At 75.3% G+C, this 16,826-nt stretch carries 14 protein-coding genes; 5 read left to right on the forward strand and 9 right to left on the reverse strand.

Annotation, left to right across the window (positions count from 1 at the left end; all coding sequences use genetic code 11):
* Window positions 1–16 precede the first annotated feature (16 nt).
* The 3 genes from ABD160_RS25010 to eno form a co-directional block, all read right to left on the reverse strand.
* Window positions 17–526: a DUF501 domain-containing protein gene (locus ABD160_RS25010; protein ID WP_344026835.1), complete on the reverse strand. Its 510-nt coding sequence runs from the start codon at window positions 524–526 to the stop codon at window positions 17–19.
* Window positions 527–566: 40 nt separating this feature from the next.
* Complete coding sequence (locus ABD160_RS25015; protein ID WP_344026658.1) at window positions 567–1,145, reverse strand: FtsB family cell division protein; 579 nt, start codon at window positions 1,143–1,145, stop codon at window positions 567–569.
* 120 nt (window positions 1,146–1,265) lie between these two features.
* Window positions 1,266–2,561 carry a phosphopyruvate hydratase gene (eno, locus tag ABD160_RS25020; RefSeq protein WP_344026660.1) on the reverse strand — a complete coding sequence of 432 codons (1,296 nt, stop codon included), beginning with the start codon at window positions 2,559–2,561 and terminating at the stop codon, window positions 1,266–1,268.
* A gap of 140 nt (window positions 2,562–2,701) precedes the next feature.
* Here eno and ABD160_RS25025 point away from each other — a divergent pair, with 140 nt between their 5' ends.
* The 4 genes from ABD160_RS25025 (at window position 2,702) to efeB (ending at window position 6,478) form a co-directional block, all read left to right on the forward strand.
* On the forward strand, window positions 2,702–3,103 hold the full coding sequence (locus ABD160_RS25025; protein ID WP_344026662.1) for a tetratricopeptide repeat protein: 402 nt from the start codon (window positions 2,702–2,704) through the stop codon (window positions 3,101–3,103).
* Window positions 3,104–3,276: 173 nt separating this feature from the next.
* Complete coding sequence (gene efeU / locus ABD160_RS25030; RefSeq protein ID WP_344026664.1) at window positions 3,277–4,095, forward strand: iron uptake transporter permease EfeU; 819 nt, start codon at window positions 3,277–3,279, stop codon at window positions 4,093–4,095.
* 14 nt (window positions 4,096–4,109) lie between these two features.
* A complete protein-coding gene (gene efeO, locus ABD160_RS25035) occupies window positions 4,110–5,249 on the forward strand; it encodes an iron uptake system protein EfeO (protein ID WP_344026666.1) in 1,140 nt (379 codons plus the stop codon).
* A complete protein-coding gene (gene efeB / locus ABD160_RS25040; RefSeq protein WP_344026668.1) occupies window positions 5,246–6,478 on the forward strand; it encodes an iron uptake transporter deferrochelatase/peroxidase subunit in 1,233 nt (410 codons plus the stop codon). The genes efeO and efeB overlap by 4 nt, the downstream gene beginning before the upstream one ends.
* Window positions 6,479–6,497: 19 nt before the next feature.
* Here efeB and ABD160_RS25045 read toward each other — a convergent pair whose 3' ends face one another.
* From ABD160_RS25045 to ABD160_RS25065, 5 genes are read right to left on the reverse strand one after another with little or no spacing between them, the layout of a single operon-like run.
* The gene (locus ABD160_RS25045) at window positions 6,498–7,238 is read right to left on the reverse strand and encodes a lytic transglycosylase domain-containing protein (protein ID WP_344026670.1); all 741 of its coding nucleotides are present in this window, start codon (window positions 7,236–7,238) and stop codon (window positions 6,498–6,500) included.
* 45 nt (window positions 7,239–7,283) lie between these two features.
* Window positions 7,284–8,219 (reverse strand): nucleoside triphosphate pyrophosphohydrolase, encoded by a 936-nt coding sequence (locus ABD160_RS25050; protein WP_344026672.1) that lies wholly within the window; start codon window positions 8,217–8,219, stop codon window positions 7,284–7,286.
* Entirely contained in the window at window positions 8,216–9,139 is a 924-nt protein-coding gene (locus ABD160_RS25055) for a SurA N-terminal domain-containing protein (protein WP_344026674.1), read from the reverse strand. Before ABD160_RS25055 ends, ABD160_RS25050 begins: the two co-directional genes overlap by 4 nt.
* A 54-nt stretch (window positions 9,140–9,193) precedes the next feature.
* The gene (locus tag ABD160_RS25060) at window positions 9,194–9,844 is read right to left on the reverse strand and encodes a response regulator (RefSeq protein WP_344026676.1); all 651 of its coding nucleotides are present in this window, start codon (window positions 9,842–9,844) and stop codon (window positions 9,194–9,196) included.
* A complete protein-coding gene (locus ABD160_RS25065; protein ID WP_344026678.1) occupies window positions 9,820–12,120 on the reverse strand; it encodes an ATP-binding protein in 2,301 nt (766 codons plus the stop codon). Before ABD160_RS25065 ends, ABD160_RS25060 begins: the two co-directional genes overlap by 25 nt.
* Window positions 12,121–12,287: 167 nt before the next feature.
* On the opposite strand from ABD160_RS25065, the gene ABD160_RS25070 reads away from it, so the two are divergent.
* Window positions 12,288–13,109 (forward strand): formate/nitrite transporter family protein, encoded by an 822-nt coding sequence (locus ABD160_RS25070; RefSeq protein ID WP_344026680.1) that lies wholly within the window; start codon window positions 12,288–12,290, stop codon window positions 13,107–13,109.
* 3 nt (window positions 13,110–13,112) lie between these two features.
* On the opposite strand, the gene mfd is transcribed toward ABD160_RS25070, so the two are convergent.
* Window positions 13,113–16,742 carry a transcription-repair coupling factor gene (gene mfd / locus ABD160_RS25075; protein WP_344026681.1) on the reverse strand — a complete coding sequence of 1,210 codons (3,630 nt, stop codon included), beginning with the start codon at window positions 16,740–16,742 and terminating at the stop codon, window positions 13,113–13,115.
* Between the last annotated feature and the right edge of the window lie 84 nt (window positions 16,743–16,826).

Below are 16,826 nucleotides of genomic sequence, written 5' to 3' on the forward strand. Positions count from 1 at the left end.
CACGGTGACCGGCGACTCACCCGGCGCAGTCGCCGTGCCGCCACCACGCGCCGAGCTCGTCGAGCGCCTCGTCGCCGAACGGGTTCACCCCGGATCCGGCGGCGAGCGCGTGCGCGACGTGCACGTGCAGGCACTTCACCCGGTCCGGCATGCCACCCGCGGTGACGTCCGGATGGGTGGCCAGCGGCTCGATCGCGTCCCGCTCCGCCAGGTAGCGCTCGTGCGCGGCCCGGTAGCGCCCGGCGAGCTCCGGATCGGTGGCGAGCCGGGCCTCCATCTCGCGCATCCGGCCGTCGGCCTCCAGGGTCCCGATCCGGGACGCCAGGCGCGGGCAGGTCAGGTAGTACAGCGTCGGGAACGGGGTCCCGTCCGGCAGCCGGGGCGCGGTCTGCACGACCGCCGGATGCCCGGACGGGCAGCGGTAGGCGACCGCCAGGATCCCGCGCGGGGCCCGGCCGAGCTGCCGGGCGACGGCGTCGAGATCCGCCTGCGACGGCGGGCCGGTCTCGAGTCCGGGTGCGCGGATGACGGGATCGGGCTCGGGATCGGACTGTGGGCTCACCCCGTCATCGTCGCGGTTCGCCGGTGACGTCGTTCCACAGGGTGGTGAACCAGGGGACGCCGGGCTCGGCCTGCCCGTCGTCGACGACCGGTTCCGGCGGCGCCGGGAACTGCACGACGTAGGGCGTCTCCCCCGGCTGCACCATCCCGAGCCGGGTCCTGGCCTGGGCCTGCACCTCCGCCGGGTCGGACAGCCGGGCCCGGTCCGCGGACAGCCGGTCGACCTCGGCCTCCAGCGCCTGCTGCCGGTCGGAGACGGCGGCCAGCTCCTGGCGCTGGGCGACGTAGTTGTGCAGCGGGACCGCGACGGTCAGCGCCAGCGCGCACACCACGATCGCCAGGATCGCGGCCCGCTTGGTCGACGACAGCCCGAGCAGGCCGGTGGTCCGCGCGACGACCTCGCCCGCCTTCGACCGGGCCCGGGTCAGCCGCGGGCGGGCCGGCGGCGGCCCGGCCGGCCGGGAGCGTGCGGTGCCGTTACGGGTGCCCGACGGCGCGGTCCGCGGCTTGGCCGGGGCGCGACCCCGGCCGGTGCCGGAGGTACGCGCCCTGGCGTCGCGGCCACGGCTGCGCGTGTCCCCCACGGCGTCCTCCTCCCCCGGACCGGTACCGCTGTGTGTCCGTCACCCCCAGGATGCCGCCCGATCGGGCGTCGGTCCGGGTGCCGCGCCGAGGGAACCCGGCCCGGCACCCGGATCGGCCGCTCAGCCCTGGCCGGGCACCTGGTAGCGGGGGAACGCGAGCTCGCCGTTGTAGCGGGCGGCGTCGCCGAGCAGCTCCTCGATGCGCAGCAGCTGGTTGTACTTCGCGACCCGCTCGGACCGGGCCGGGGCGCCGGTCTTGATCTGGCCGCAGCCGGTGGCGACGGCCAGGTCGGCGATCGTCACGTCCTCGGTCTCGCCGGAGCGGTGGCTCATCATGCAGCGGTAGCCCGCGTTGTGCGCCATCGTCACCGCGTCGAGGGTCTCGGACAGCGTGCCGATCTGGTTCACCTTCACCAGCAGCGCGTTCGCGGCGCCGCGGGCGATGCCGTCCTCCAGCCGCTCCGGGTTGGTGACGAACAGGTCGTCGCCGACCAGCTGCACCTTGTCCCCGATCGCCTCGGTCAGCGCGACCCAGCCGTCCCAGTCGTTCTCGTCGAGCGGGTCCTCGATGGAGACCAGCGGGTAGGCGTCGACCAGCTCGGCCCACACCTCGGCGAGCTTGTCCGACGACACCTTCTTGCCCTCGAAGGAGTACTTGCCGCCGTCGTGGAACTCGGTGGCGGCGACGTCGAGCGCCAGCACGACGTCGGTCCCCAGGGTGTAGCCGGCCCGCTGCACGGCCGCCGCGATCAGGTCGAGCGCGCCGCGGGTGCCGCCCTTGACGTCGGGGGCGAAGCCGCCCTCGTCACCCAGCCCGGTCGACAGGCCCTTGTCCTTCAGCTCCGACTTGAGCGCGTGGTAGACCTCGGCGCCCCAGCGCAGCGACTCCCGGAAGGTCTCCGCGCCGATCGGGGCGACCATGAACTCCTGCACGTCGACGGAGGTGTCGGCGTGCGCTCCCCCGTTGAGGATGTTCATCATCGGCACCGGTAGCACGTGCGCGTTGGAGCCGCCGACGTAGCGGAACAGCTCCAGGCCGGACGACTCGGCGCCGGCCTTCGCGACCGCGAGCGAGACGCCCAGCAGCGCGTTCGCCCCGAACTTCGACTTGTCCGGGGTGCCGTCGAGATCGACCAGCCGCTGGTCGACGAGCCGCTGGTCGACCGCCTCGACCCCGACCAGCTCCGGCCCGATCTCGTCGAGGACGGCCGCGACGGCCTTCTCGACGCCCTTGCCGCCGTAGCGCTTCGGGTCCCCGTCGCGCAGCTCGACGGCCTCGTGCTCGCCGGTCGAGGCGCCGGACGGAACCGCGGCACGGGCCAGCGTGCCGTCGTCCAGCGCGACCTCGACCTCCACCGTCGGGTTGCCCCGTGAATCGAGGATCTCGCGTGCCCCGACCTGCTCGATGACCGCCACCGTCACTCCTTCTCGCATCGCCGGTCGTGTCCGGCGCCAGCGTAGTCACAGCGGCGTGACGCGTGAGGGACGCTTCCGTCACGGTCCCCGGTGTCAACCCCTCGCGTCGAACGTGGATCACACCTAACGTGGGGGTGACCATGAGCAGTCCACGCCCGAACTCCACGGACCCGGTCGCCGCGTTCCGCCGGGCGGACGAGCTGCTCTCCCGGCGCCGGCCGCTGGAGGCGCTGGACGCGCTGCGCACGGTGCTCGGCCCGGGCGGCTCGCCGGACGCCTCGGTGCACCTGCTCGCCGGTCGTGCGTACCTGGACTCGGCGCAGCTGCGGAAGGCCGAGGAGGCGTTCCGGCGGGTGATCGAGATCGATCCGGCCGACCACTACGCGCGCTTCGCGCTCGGCAAGACGCTGCAGCGGCAGGGCCGGCTCGGCGAGGCGGAGACGTCGCTGAAGATGGCGTCGGCGATGGACCCGCGGCCGGAGTACCAGGAGGCACTGGGCGAGGTCCGGGCCCGGATCGCGGTCGGCTCCGATCGGCACTGATCACCCGGGCCCAAGGTCCTGACCTGGGCCGAAGCGGACTCCGCGGCCTCCGGGGATCTTCCGGGAGGAAGGACTCGCGACCCTTTTCCGGAGCGAAACGGTGAGGCTAGCCTCCGCACCGGGCAGCGCATCCTGACCTCGCGACTGCCGTCACCACCGGGGGTCGGAGGCTCATGCTCGGGAACGCCCTGATCGGGCTGCGCGAAGGTCTCGAGGCGTCGCTCGTGGTGGCGATCCTGGTGGCCTTCCTGGTGCGCACCGGCCGCCGCGCCGAGCTGCCGCGGGTGTGGCTCGGGGTCGGCCTCGCGGTCGCCGTCAGCGTCGGGGTGACGCTCGGGCTGACCCTGACCCAGCAGGCACTGACCTTCGAGGCCCAGGAGGCGCTCGGCGGTTCGCTGTCGATCATCGCGGTCGGCTTCGTCACCTGGATGATCTTCTGGATGCGCGCGCACGGCCGCACGCTGTCGGCCGAGCTGGAGGGGCGGCTGGACGCCGCGATCGGGATGGGCCCGTGGGCCGTCGTGCTGATGGCCGCGCTGGCCGTGGGCCGGGAGGGCCTGGAGACGGCGGTGTTCTTCTTCGCCGCGGCGCAGGCCGCCGGGGAGACGACCGGGCCGCTGATCGGCTTCCTGTCCGGGATCGCGGTCGCGGTGCTGCTGGCCCACCTGCTCTACCGCGGCGCGCTGCGGATCGACCTCGGCCGGTTCTTCACCGTGACCGGTTTCCTGCTGGTCTTCGTCGCCGCCGGGATCCTCGCCTACGGCGTGCACGACCTGCAGGAGGCCGGGATCCTGCCCGGCCTGAACACGCTCGCCTTCGACGTCAGCGCCGCCGTCCCCGCCGACTCCTGGTACGGCACGCTGCTCAAGGGGATCTTCAACTTCTCGCCGCGGACGACCGTGCTGGAGGCCGTCGTCTGGTCGGTCTACGTCGTGGTCGTGCTGGCGCTGTTCCTGCGCCCGGCCCGCCGCTCCACCCGCACCACCACCTGAAACCCGGGAGAACCATGTCCACCGCCCCACGCACGGCCGCCGGCCTCGCATCCCTCGCCGCTGCCGCCGTGCTGGCCGGCTGCACCTCGACCGCCCCGCCCGCGGACACCGCGGGCGGCCCGATCACGGTGAACGCCACCGACACCGCCTGCGAGGTCTCGGCCGGTTCGGCACCGGCCGGGAACATCACGTTCGCGATCACCAACACCGGGTCCAAGGTCACCGAGTTCTACCTCTACGGCGTCGGCGACCGGATCATGGGCGAGGTCGAGAACATCGGTCCCGGGCTGTCCCGGGACCTGATCGTCGAGGTCCCGGACGGCGGCACCTACACGACCGCCTGCAAGCCGGGGATGTCCGGCGACGGGATCCGCGCCCCGTTCACCGTCACCGGGAACGCGCAGCGCGCCACCGACACGAACGCGGAGCTGGCGGCGGCCACCGCCGGGTACACCCGCTACGTGTCGTCGCAGGTCGACGCGCTGGTCCCGAAGACCCAGGAGTTCGTCGACGCGGTGAAGGCCGGCGACGTCGAGCAGGCCAAGGCGCTGTTCCCGGTCGCCCGGACCTACTGGGAGCGGATCGAGCCGGTCGCCGAGTCGTTCGGCGACATCGACCCCAAGATCGACGGCCGGGAGGACGACGAGCGCGATCCCGGCGTCGGGTTCACCGGCTACCACCGGTTGGAGAAGGACCTCTGGGTGACCGGTCTGCAGCCGGACTCGGCCGCGATCGCCGACCAGCTGATGGCCGACATCAACGATCTCGCCGCCCGCACCAGGACCGTCGAGCTCACCCCGGTGCAGCTGGCCAACGGCGCGAAGGAGCTGCTCGACGAGGTCGCCACCGGCAAGATCACCGGTGAGGAGGACCGCTACTCGCACACCGACCTGTGGGACTTCCAGGCCAACGTGGAGGGCTCGCAGGCCGCGGTCGCCGCGCTCCGGCCGGTGATCGACCAGAAGGACCCGGCGCTGGGCCCGCAGCTGGACGAGCGGTTCCAGGCCGTCGACGAGCTGCTGCAGGGCTACCGGGACGGCGACGGCTACGTGCTCTACACCCAGCTCACGCCGGAGGACATCAGGAAGATGACCGCCGCGATCGACGCGCTGTCCGAGCCGGTCAGCAAGGTCGCGGGGACCGTCACCGCATGACGCCGCGGGTCTCCCGGCGGCGGCTGTTCGGGCTGGCCGGCGCCGGTGCGGCGCTGGCCGGTGCGGGCGTCGCCGCCGGGTACGGGCTGGACGCGGCGACCGCACCCGGGCGCGGCACCGTGGACTTCCGCGGCCCGCACCAGGCCGGGATCGTCACCCCCGCCCAGGACCGGCTGCACTTCGTGGCGCTCGACCTGACCAGCACCGACCGGGGCGCGGTCCGCGACCTGCTGCAGCGCTGGACGGTCGCCGCCGAGCGGATGACGGCCGGGCTGGAGACCGCCGACGGCGGCGCGATCCCGGCCAACGTCAACGTGGCCCCGGCCGACACCGGCGAGGCGCTCGGGCTGCCGGCGGCGTCGCTGACCCTGACCTTCGGGGTGGGCCCGTCGCTGTTCACCCGGCTCGGGCTCGACGACCGCCGGCCGGCCCCGCTGGCCGAGCTGCCGCACTTCCAGGGCGACCGGCTCGATCCCGCCCGGTCCGGCGGCGACCTGTGCCTGCAGGCGTGCGCCGACGACCCGCAGGTCGCCGTGCACGCGGTGCGGAACCTGGTGCGCGACGGCTTCGGGGTGACCGAGGTCCGCTGGTCGCAGCTCGGGTTCGGGCGGACCTCGTCGACCTCGACCGGCCAGGCCACCCCGCGCAACCTGTTCGGGTTCAAGGACGGCACGAACAACCTCAAGGCCGAGGAGCCGGAGCTGCTCGACGAGCACGTGTGGGTCGGCGACGAGGGGCCGGACTGGCTGCGCGGCGGCTCCTACCTGGTCGCCCGCCGGATCCGGATGCACGTCGAGACCTGGGACCGGACCTCGCTCGACGAGCAGCAGCTGATCGTCGGCCGGGACAAGGGCGAGGGCGCCCCGCTGACCGGGACCGCCGAGTTCGACGTCGCCGATCTCGCCGCGACCGGCCCGGCCGGGCCGGTGATCCCGGACGACGCGCACATCCGGCTGGCCTCGGCCGAGGCGAACGGCGGGGTGCGGATGCTGCGCCGCGGCTACAACTTCGTCGACGGCTCGGACGGCCGCGGGCATCTCGACGCGGGCCTGTTCTTCGTCGCGTTCGTCCGGGACCCGCAGCGCCAGTTCGTGCCGGTGCAGCGCGCACTCGCCCGGCACGACGTGATGTCGGAGTACCTGGAGCACACCGGTTCGGCGCTGTTCGCGGTGCCGCCCGGGCTCACCGGCCCGGACGACCACTGGGGCCGGGCCCTGCTCGACGGCTGACCGCCCGGCGGGCGACCGGTCAGCGGGCGTCGCCGGCCGGCGCGGTGCGGGCGGCGTACTCCGCGGCGGCCGACCACACGTCGCGGGCGTACTCGCCGGAGGCGTTGTAGGCGAGCACGCCGTCCCACCAGTCCCCGGCGTCGGTCACGTCCCGGTCGCCGCTGCACAGGTAGCCGGCCGCGGCGAGCGCGGCGTCGTCGATCTGGTGCGGATCGGCGACGCCGTCGCCGTTGCCGTCGGCGCCGTGCCGCTCCCAGGTCTCGGGCAGGAACTGCATCGGCCCGACCGCCCGGTCCAGGTCCGGGTCGCCGTCGAGCCGGCCGCCGTCGGTGTCGGGGACCAGCCGGGTGCCGTTCGTGCCGTCCAGCGGGATCCCGACGACGGGTGGCTGCACCCGGCCGTCGGGCAGCACCTGCGCGTCGCGCAGCGTGCCGTGCCGGGACTCGATCCGGCCGATCCCGGCGAGGGTGGCCCAGCCGACCCGGCACTCCGGGGTGCGTTCGCGCTGGCGCAGCTCGGCGTTCGCGTAGGCCTGCAGGGTGCGCTCGGGGATGTCGGCGCCCGGCGCGGTCGCCCCGGCCCAGGCGACCGGATCGGTGCCGTCCGGCAGGGTCGCCGCGGCCGGGGGCGGGCTGTCCCGGTCCACCGGCGTCCGGCCCGGTCCGCCCGGGCCCGGGCCGGTGACCAGCAGGCCGAGCGCGACCAGCAGGACCAGGGCCAGGATCCCGCCGACACCTGCCGCCAGAGATCGGATACGCACCCCGTCCACCGTACCGACCGGGAGCACCCGGCCGGGTGACCCGGCTCAGGGGGTCTGCCAGTACCGGCGCCACTCGTCGGCGGTCAGCGCGTGCGGGTCCCGGCCGTCGGCGGCCGCGGCCTTCTCGGCGGCGCGCACCCGGGCGTCGAACGCGCGGGCGACGCCGCGCAGCGCGTCCTCCGGATCACCCCCGCCGAGCTGGGTGGTCGCGGCCAGCCGGAACAGCTGCTCGCCCGGCCCGTCGCCGCCGGGCAGCAGGTCCGCGGGCAGCCCGGCCCGGGCGGTGCGGGAGGCCAGCTTCGCGGCCAGCGCGACCGCCGGCTGGGCGGTCGCGACGCCGTCCACACTGGACTCGCGCTGCTTCTCGGCCCGCTTCAGCTCGTCCCAGCGGCGGTCCTGGTCCTGCGCGGTCGCCACCCGCTCCCCGGTGCCGAACACGTGCGGGTGCCGCCCGACGAGCTTGTCGACCAGGCCGGTCGCGACCGGGTCGATGCCGAACGGGTCGTCCGGGTGCTCGGCGGCGACCCTGGCGTGGAACAGCACCTGCAGCAGCACGTCGCCGAGCTCCTCGCGCAGCTCGGTCCGGTCGCCGTCCTCGATCGCCTGGTAGAGCTCGTAGCACTCCTCCACCAGGTAGCGCAGCAGCGAGACGTGGGTCTGCTCGGCGTCCCACGGGCAGCCGCCCGGCGAGCGGAGCCGGTCCATCACCGCGATCGCGTCGAGCACGGCGTGACCGGTGGGCGGGGCGACGGTGCCGTACGGACGGTCCGGGCGGGCAGCCGGATGACCGGCCGGGACCAGCAGCACGGTGCCGTCGGGCAGCGACGCCGGATCGGTGCCGTCCCAGTCCTGCGCACCGGCGGCCGCACCGGCCTCCAGCCCCGGATCGGCGAGCACCGCGGTGGCCGCCCGCAGCGCGGGCACCGCCGCCGCCGGCAGCGCGGCCCCGCGGCGCGGGCAGGCGACGACCGTCGCCGTCACGGCGTCAGCGCACCGGATCCGGTGGACACCGGCAGCAGCGTCGCCGCCTCGTCCGCGCCCGGCACGGCGAGCATCTGGATCGGGTCCCAGCTGCCGTAGCGCGGGTTCAGCTCGACCCCGGCGCGCAGCGCGGTCGGGGTGAGCAGCCGGATCCCGGCCTCGGACAGCGTCTCCGGGTCGAGCCGGTCCACCGCGCCGCCCTCCGGCGGGGCCTGCGCGTCGAGGGTGCGGTCGGTCACCCGGACCACCACCCAGCCCTGGCCGGTGCCCAGCTGGAACGCGGCGACCCAGCCCGCCGGGATGCCGATCAGCGGGGTCAGCGCGGCCTGCGGCGTCTCCGCGGGGCGGATCGCCAGGTCCCGCTGGGTGGTTCCGGCGCCGGCCAGCGCCCGCTCGGCGCGCTCGCCGCCCGCGGCGACCTCGCGCGCCAGGTCGAGTGCCTGCTCGCGGGACTCGGCGATGGCGACGTCCGCGGTGACCGAGAGCCGGTCGAGATCGCGGCCGGCCAGCGCGGCGAGGGTCAGCCGGTCCCGGACCGCGGCCTGCGCCCCGCCCACCGACAGCGAGCTCGCGGTGACCGCCTCCGGGCCGCCCGCCTCGGCGACCGCGGCGTCGACCTGCTGGTCGGTGACGGTGATGCCCTGCTCCTGCGCCGCCCGGCCGAGCAGGTCCCGGATGACGAGCTGGGACACCACGGCGCGGCCGATGTCGGCCTCCGAGCCGCCCTGCGCGGCCAGCCCCTCGACCAGCCCGGGCCGGACGAGCACGTCGGTGATCGACTGCTGGGTCTCGTCCAGCGGGATCGAGGTCTGCCCGACGATCGCGGCCGAGTCGGCCCGGTTCGGACCGGCACCGCAGCCCGCGACCAGCGCCGAGACGATCACCAGGGCCGCCGTGAACCTGCCCGTCCGTGTGCGCACCGGCCCAGCCTCTCACGCGGTGTGGCGGCGGTCTCCGGCGGCTGGCGGCGCCGGTCACAGCTCGCCGAGCTCCACCAGGCCGTCCTGCAGGGCCCTGGCCACCAGCGCGGCCTTCGACGGGGCGGGCCGGCCGGCGTCGGCGTACTTGGCCCGGACCCGCGCGATGTAGGTGTCGACGGTCTTCACCGACAGGTGCAGCCGGTGCGCGACGAGGGTCTTCGACTCGGACTCGAACCAGGCCAGGAGCACCTGCCGCTCCCGGACCGACAGCACCGGCCGCTCCGGGCGGCGGTCGCCGGCGAGCACGCCGCCGAGCATCGGCCCGGTGTACGACGCGCCGCGGGCCGCCGCGTGCACCGCGGCGACCAGGTGCCCGGCGCCCTCGGACTTGGCCAGGTAGCTCGACGCGCCGAGATCGACGCAGCCGAGCACGGTCTCCGGGGTCTCGTCCTGGGAGTAGACGACGACGTTGCGGCCGGCCTCGACCAGGCCGCGCAGCACCGCGAGGTCCGGCACCGGGCCGCCCAGGAACAGGTCCAGGACGACGACGTCGGCGGCGGCGCCGGGGCCGGTCGACGCGATCTCCGGACCGGGCCCGGCCGCCAGCACGGTGATCGGCGGGTCGGCGGCGGCACACCAGCCGCTCACGCCCTCCACGATCGCCGGATGGTCGTCGACGATCACCGCGGTGACCGCTGCTGCCATCTGACCTCCAACCAGGTGCGTCCCTCGTGCTCCAGGATCTCGGTGCGGATCCCGGACCCGTCACCGGGTGCGGGCCGCGGGCCGGGGCCCGGACCGAGCTCGGCGACGACGGCGAGCACGAGCCCGCCGTCGTCGGCGTGCAGGGCCACCCGGGCGGTGCCGGTCGCGGCGGCCAGCATCGCACCGGCGTGGCCGACCAGCGTCCGGCGCACCTGCGCGGGCGGCTCGGGCCCGGGCGCCGCGGCGGCGAACCGCACGACGAGGCCGCGCCGCTCGGCCCGCTCGACCAGCGCCTCCAGCTCGCCGGCGAGCTCGCCGCCGTCGTCACCGGCGGCGAACAGCCGGCGCAGCCGGGCCGACTCGACGGCGGCGCGGCGCCGCACGTCCGGGTCGCCGGGGGCCAGCGAACCGTCCCGCAGGCCGCGCAGCAGCGGCAGCACCCCGGCCCGCAGGGCCGCGTAGCGCCGCTCCCGGTCGCCGTGCACCCGCTGCGCGATCTCCTCCCGGGTCACGGCGGCGGCCCGCGCGGCGGCCGCCGCGGTGGTCTCCGCCGCGACGGTGCGCAGCGCCACCGCGCCGAGCGCGACCGCCAGGTGCAGGCCCTCCACGCCGACCACGACGATGCCGAACTCGACCAGGGTGGCCGGATCGGCGCGGCCGCGGACCACGAGCACCCCGGCCATCAGCACGACGTGCGTCACGATGAACCCGACGGTCCAGCGCAGCCGCCGGTCGCAGAACAGCAGCACCCCGAGGAAGCCGGTCACCCCGAGCGTCCAGTGCGCGGGCCGGACGAGCCCGTCGGCGGGCAGCGACAGCGTCGCCCCGAGCGCCATCAGCAGCACGAACGCGGCCGCCGGGAGCCGCGCCGCACCCCAGTACCGGTCGGCCGTCACCAGGGCCAGGTCGGCGAGCGCGACGGCGGCGATGCCGGCGAACCAGATCCAGGCCGCCCACGGCGCCGGGTACAGCTCCGCGGTGGCGAGCAGGTTCCCCAGGCAGAACACCGCCAGCACGACCAGCACGACCAGCGACTGCGCGAGCCGCAGCCCGCGCAGCAGCCGCAGCGCGGGCACCCCCGGGTCCGCCGCACCCGGTCGGCCGGAGCCGCCGGGCCGGTCGGGTCCGTCCGGGCCGGGCCAGTCCGGGGCGGGCCAGTCGAGGGTCACGGTGGTGCCGGCGCCGGCCGCGGACACCACGGTCGCCCGGCCGCCCGCTCCGGCCATCCGCCCGGCCACCGACGTCCGCAGCCCGGTGCGGCCGCGCGGCACCGACGCCGGATCGAACCCGCCGCCGTCGTCGGTGATCTCGATCCGGACGCCGCCGTCGCGCGGGTGCAGCCGGAGCCGGGCGGCGCCGGTCCCGGCGTGCCGGCGCACGTTCTCCAGCGCCTCGCCGACGGCGCCGTCCAGCGCGGCGAGCGCGGGCCCGGGCAGTCCCGGGTAGGACGGCACGGGCTCGGGCCGCACCCGCACCCGGGACCGGGCCACGGTGCGGGCCAGCGACGGCGCCGGATCGGCGGACCGGCCCTCCAGCGTCGCGATGTCCCGGTCCAGCTGCCCCCGCAGCCAGGGCTCCCGGCCGCCCACCTCGCCGAGCCCGACCATCAGCAGGGTCCCGGCGGCGGTGTCGTGCACGGCCGCCCAGTGCCGGCGCTGCTCGGCCCGGCGGGCCGCCTCGGTGGCGGCGGCACGCTCGGTGGCGAAGCGGTCGGCGAGCAGCGCGTCGGCGTCCCGGCCGGCCCGCACGACCAGCACCCGCAGCAGCCGGGACAGCGCCGCGCCGACCAGCATCCAGGCGCCGCCCCCGGCCAGCAGCGCCTCGCCGGGACCGAGCCCGGAGAGCAGGCAGCCGGCCAGGTAGGCGCCGGCCAGCAGCACCGCGGTCAGCGCGCCGGCGAGCGGCGGCCGGTACCACTGCACGGTGATCGCGGTGAACGACACCACCACCGCCACCCAGCCGAGCTGCAGCGCGACGAGCCCCGGATCGACCAGCCACGGCTGGGCCAGCGCCAGCAGCGCGACCACCGCCGGATCGGCCCGGCCCACCTCGGCCGGGCGGCCGGTGCGCGCCCAGTGCAGGTGGAGCAGGTTCCATCCGGCGAAGGCCACCGCGACCGCCCCGCACAGCCACGCCCCCGCGGGCGGCCCGGCGAACGGCGCGAGCCCGGCCGCCAGGATCCCGACGACGGCCCGCGCGGACACCGCGTACCGGCGGCCCCGGCGATCCAGGAACCGCGTGGTCGCGGCCTCCTCCACCGGCGAGGTCCGGAACATCACGGAGAGGGTGTCGCGTCTCCGGCCGTCCCGTTAGCCCGGTCCGACCCCCGGGTGCCGAGCATCTCGTCACACGGACGCCCGGCCGATACGTGACGAACACGGCGTTTCGGACGAACCGTCACCGTCTACCCGGCATGCGGTCCGCACCGCCAGGAGGAGACACCGTGCCCGACCGGACACCCGCCGAGATCGCACCCGCCGCGGTGGAGCAGGGCGTCGCGAAGGCGAGCCGACGCTGGGACTCCGTCGTCGTCGGCTCGTTCCTCGCCGGCGCCTACATCGCCTTCGGCGCGCTCGTCGCGATCAGCGTCTCCTCCGGGATGGACCCCGGGCTCTGGGGGACCCTGCCGACCCTGTTCCTCGGCGGCGCGTTCACGCTCGGCCTGGTGCTCGTCGTGATCGGCGGCGCCGATCTGCTCACCGGCAACATGATGCTGCTCCCGCTGGCCGTGCTGCGCCGCAGGCTGCGGTCCGCGGCGGTGCTGAAGAACCTGGCGATCGTGCTGGTCGGGAACCTCGCCGGCGCGGTGTTCGTCGCGTACTTCTTCGCCGTGCAGGCCGGGGTCGTCGGTGACGCCGGATCGCCGGCGGGCAGCCTGGAGCTGCTCGCCTACGAGCGGCTGGTCGGGATCACCGAGTCCAAGGGCGGCTCGGCCGGCGCCTGGGAGGTGTTCCTGCGCGCGGTGGCCTGCAACTGGCTGGTCTGCCTGGCGATCTGGCTCTCGCTCGCCTCCGACCGGATCACCGGGAAGATCCTCGGGATCTTCTTCCCGATCATGGCGTTCGTGGCGATGGGCTTCGACCACGTGGTCGCCAACATGTTCTTCCTGCCGGCCGCGATGTTCGCCGGTGTCCCCGGGCTGACCTGGTCCGACGTGACCGTCAACCTGTCGATCGCGACCGTCGGCAATCTCGTCGGCGGCGTCGTGTTCGTCGCGCTCGCCTACTGGTACCTGTACCTGAAGGACGAGCCCGCCGACGCCTGAGCCTCAGCCGCCGGTCGAGCGCACCGGCGTCGACGACGGCACGATCTGCGCCAGCAGCTCCGCGCACCAGCCGAGCAGCTCGACATCGCGCACCGGCGCCCCGCCGATCCGGCCGCCCTGCACCGGCTTCGGCACCGTGACGACCTGCGCCGCCGCCTTGTACTGGGCCTCCGGGTAGAGCCGGCGCAGCCGCAGCTGCGCCGAGTCCGGCAGCTGCACCGGGCCGATCCGCAGCTGCGTGCCGGCCGAGGCGACCTCGCGGACGCCGAGCCTGCGGCACAGCTGCCGGAACCGGGCCACCTCCAGCAGGTTGCGCACCGGGGTCGGCGGCTCGCCGTAGCGGTCGGTCAGCTCCTCCACGATCGCGCCCAGCGCGGCGTCGTCCGGCGCCTCGGCGATCTTGCGGTAGACCTCCAGCCGCAGCCGCTCGCCGTCGACGTAGTCGTGCGGCACGTGCGCGTCGACCGGGAGATCGACCCGGACCTCGGGCAGGTCCTCCTCGATCTCCCCGGCCTCGCCGCCCGCCTGCCTGCGGAACGCGGCGACCGCCTCGCCGACCAGCCGGATGTAGAGATCGAAGCCGACGCCGGCGATGTGCCCGCTCTGCTCGGCGCCCAGGATGTTCCCGGCGCCCCGGATCTCCAGGTCCTTCATCGCCACCGCGGCGCCCGAGCCCAGCTCGGAGTGCTGGGCGATGGTCGCCAGCCGGTCGTGCGCGGTCTCGGTGAGCGGGTGCTCGGGCGGGAACAGGAAGTAGGCGTAGCCGCGCTCCCGGCCACGGCCCACCCGGCCGCGCAGCTGGTGCAGCTGGGACAGCCCGAGGGTGTCCGAGCGCTCGACGATCAGCGTGTTGGCGTTGGAGATGTCCAGCCCGTTCTCGACGATGGTGGTGCACACCAGCACGTCGGACTCGCGATGCCAGAACGCGCTGACGGTGCGCTCCAGCAGGTCCTCGTGCATCTGGCCGTGCGCCACCGCGACCCGGGCCTCGGGCACCAGGTTCTGCACGTGCCGGGCGGCCCGGTCGATCGAGGACACCCGGTTGTGCACGTAGAACACCTGGCCGTCGCGCAGCAGCTCGCGGCGGACCGCGGCGGCGACCTGCTTGTCGTCGTAGGCGCCGACGTAGGTCAGCGTCGGGTGCCGGTCCTCGGGCGGGGTGGTGATCGCCGACATCTCGCGGATCCCGGCGAGGCTCATCTCCAGGGTCCGCGGGATCGGCGTCGCGGAGAGCGTGAGCACGTCGACGTGCGCGCGCAGCGCCGTGATGTGCTCCTTGTGCTCGACCCCGAAGCGCTGCTCCTCGTCGACGATCACCAGGCCGAGGTCCTTGTAGCGGACCCCGGTCTGCAGCAGCCGGTGGGTGCCGACGACGACGTCCACCTCGCCCTCGGCGAGCTTCGCGATCGTCTCCTTCGCCTCGGCCGGATCGGTGAACCGGGACAGCCCGCGCACGGTCACCGGGAACGCCCGCATCCGCTCGGCGAAGGTGGACAGGTGCTGGGTGGCCAGCAGCGTCGTCGGCACCAGCACGGCGACCTGCTTGCCGTCCTGCACCGCCTTGAACGCCGCCCGCACCGCGATCTCGGTCTTGCCGAAGCCGACGTCGCCGGAGATCACCCGGTCCATCGGCACCGGACGCTCCATGTCCCGCTTGACCTCGTCGATCGCGGTCAGCTGGTCGGGCGTCTCGGTGTAGGGGAAGGCGTCCTCCAGCTCCCGCTGCCACGGGGTGTCCGCGCCGAAGGCGTGCCCCGGGGACGCCTGGCGGGCCGCGTAGAGCTGCACCAGCCCGGCGGCGATGTCCTTGACCGCCTTGCGCGCACGGCCCTTGGTCTTCGCCCAGTCGGCGCCGCCCAGCTTGTTCACCGCGGGCTGCTCGCCGCCGACGTAGCGGCTGATCTCGTCCAGCGCGTCGGTCGGCACGAACAGCCGGTCCGCGGGCTGGCCCCGCTTCGACGACGCGTACTCCAGCACCAGGTACTCGCGGGTGGCGCCCTGGACGGTGCGTTCCTTCATCTCCACGAAGCGCCCGATGCCGTGCTGGTTGTGCACCACGTAGTCGCCGGGCTGCAGCACCGCCAGGTCGACGGCGTTGCGCCGGCGCGGGGTGGTCTTGCGCGGCGCCGCGTCCAGCCCGGCCCGGCTGCCGGTGAGATCGGCCTCGGACACCAGCACCAGGCCGACGTCGGTCGCGGTGAAGCCGTTCAGCATCCGGCCGCAGGTGACCGTGACGATCCCCTTGTCCGGCGCCTCGGGCAGGGCGTCGACCTTCACCGCGGGCACCTCGGCCTCGCGCAGCTGCTCCATCGAGCGGTCCGCGGTGCCCTGGCCGGCGAGCACCAGCACCGCGGCGCCGCCGGTGGCGACGTGCGCGCGCAGGTCGGTCAGCGCCCGGTCGATGTCGCCGCGGTAGGGCTCGAGCTCGTGCACGGCGGGCACGATCGCGTCGTCGGAGCCGGACAGCAGCGGGGACAGCGACACCACCGGCCGCCCGGTGGCGGTGGCGTGCTCGAGGGTGGTGGTGAGATCCCGGTACGCGGAGCCGGAGACGTCGATCGGCGCCTCGCCGCCGGCGCCGCTCGCCAGCCAGGAGGCCTCCAGGAACTCCTGCCCGGTGCGCACCAGGTCGGCGCAGCGGGTGCGGATCCGCTCCGGATCGGCGACCAGCACCCGGGTGCCGTCCGGGAACAGGTCGGTGAGCGGCTGCATCTCGGACCCTGCGAGGACCGGGATCAGCGACTCCATACCCTCCCCGGCGATGCCCTCGGCCAGCTTCTCCAGCAGCTCGCGCAGCGGGTTGCGGTTCAGACCGGCCGCCTCGGGCTGCTCGGCGGCCAGCGCCCTGGCCCGGGCCCGGACCGGCCCGGTGAGCAGCAGCTCCCGGCAGGCCGGGACGACCACCCGGGCCACGTCGCCGACCGAGCGCTGGTCGGCGACCGAGAACGCCCGCAGCTCGGACACCTCGTCGCCCCAGAACTCGACGCGCACCGGATGCTCGGCGGTCGGCGGGAACACGTCGAGCAGGCCGCCGCGGACGGCGAACTCGCCGCGCGCGGTGACCATCTCGGCGCGGGTGTAGGCCAGCTCGACGAGCCGCTCCAGCAGCTGCTCGAAGTCGTGCTCCTCGCCGGGGGCGAGCGTCACCGGCTCGAGCGCGCCCAGCCCGGGGGCGACCGGCTGGATCAGGCTGCGCGCCGCGGTGACGACCACCCGCGGCGCGGTCTCCGCCGACGCCAGCCGGTGGAAGATCGTCAGCCGCCGGGCGACGGTGTCCGGCCGCGGCGAGAGCTTCTCGTGCGGCAGCGTCTCCCACGACGGCAGCACGACGACCGGGGCGCCGGCGCTGTCGGTGACGGTGTCGGCGGCGGCGTCCAGCGCCGCGCCGTGCCCGAGCAGGTCGGACACCGCGGCCGCGAGGTCCTCCGCCTCCCGGTCGGTGGCGGTCACGGCCAGCACGGTCGACGACCCGGCGAGGGCCGCGGTGAGCAGCGGCCGCAGCGCCGCCGGACCCTCGACGCCCACCGCGGGTGTCTCGGTGGTGCGGGTGTCGGCGTCGCGGGCGGCATCGACGGCGGCCCGCAGGCCGGCGTCGGACAGGGCGGAGGTGAGCAGACCGGACAGGATGGCCACGACGGCGCTGGCTCCTCGATCGGGAGTGGGCTGGCGGTGCGCAGGACAGACCCCTGCCCGGGTCGCGTGCGGTCCGGGCGGGGG

Source organism: Pseudonocardia kongjuensis (assembly GCF_039526905.1).
GTDB classification, from domain to species: domain Bacteria; phylum Actinomycetota; class Actinomycetes; order Mycobacteriales; family Pseudonocardiaceae; genus Pseudonocardia; species Pseudonocardia kongjuensis.

Coding starts and splice junctions, on each gene's coding strand:
- ABD160_RS25025 (WP_344026662.1), top strand. CDS start 2,702: ATGAGCAGTCCACGCCCGAACTCCACGGACCCGGTCGCCGCGTTCCGC.
- efeU (WP_344026664.1), top strand. CDS start 3,277: ATGCTCGGGAACGCCCTGATCGGGCTGCGCGAAGGTCTCGAGGCGTCG.
- efeO (WP_344026666.1), top strand. CDS start 4,110: ATGTCCACCGCCCCACGCACGGCCGCCGGCCTCGCATCCCTCGCCGCT.
- efeB (WP_344026668.1), top strand. CDS start 5,246: ATGACGCCGCGGGTCTCCCGGCGGCGGCTGTTCGGGCTGGCCGGCGCC.
- ABD160_RS25060 (WP_344026676.1), bottom strand. CDS start 9,844: ATGGCAGCAGCGGTCACCGCGGTGATCGTCGACGACCATCCGGCGATC.
- ABD160_RS25065 (WP_344026678.1), bottom strand. CDS start 12,120: ATGTTCCGGACCTCGCCGGTGGAGGAGGCCGCGACCACGCGGTTCCTG.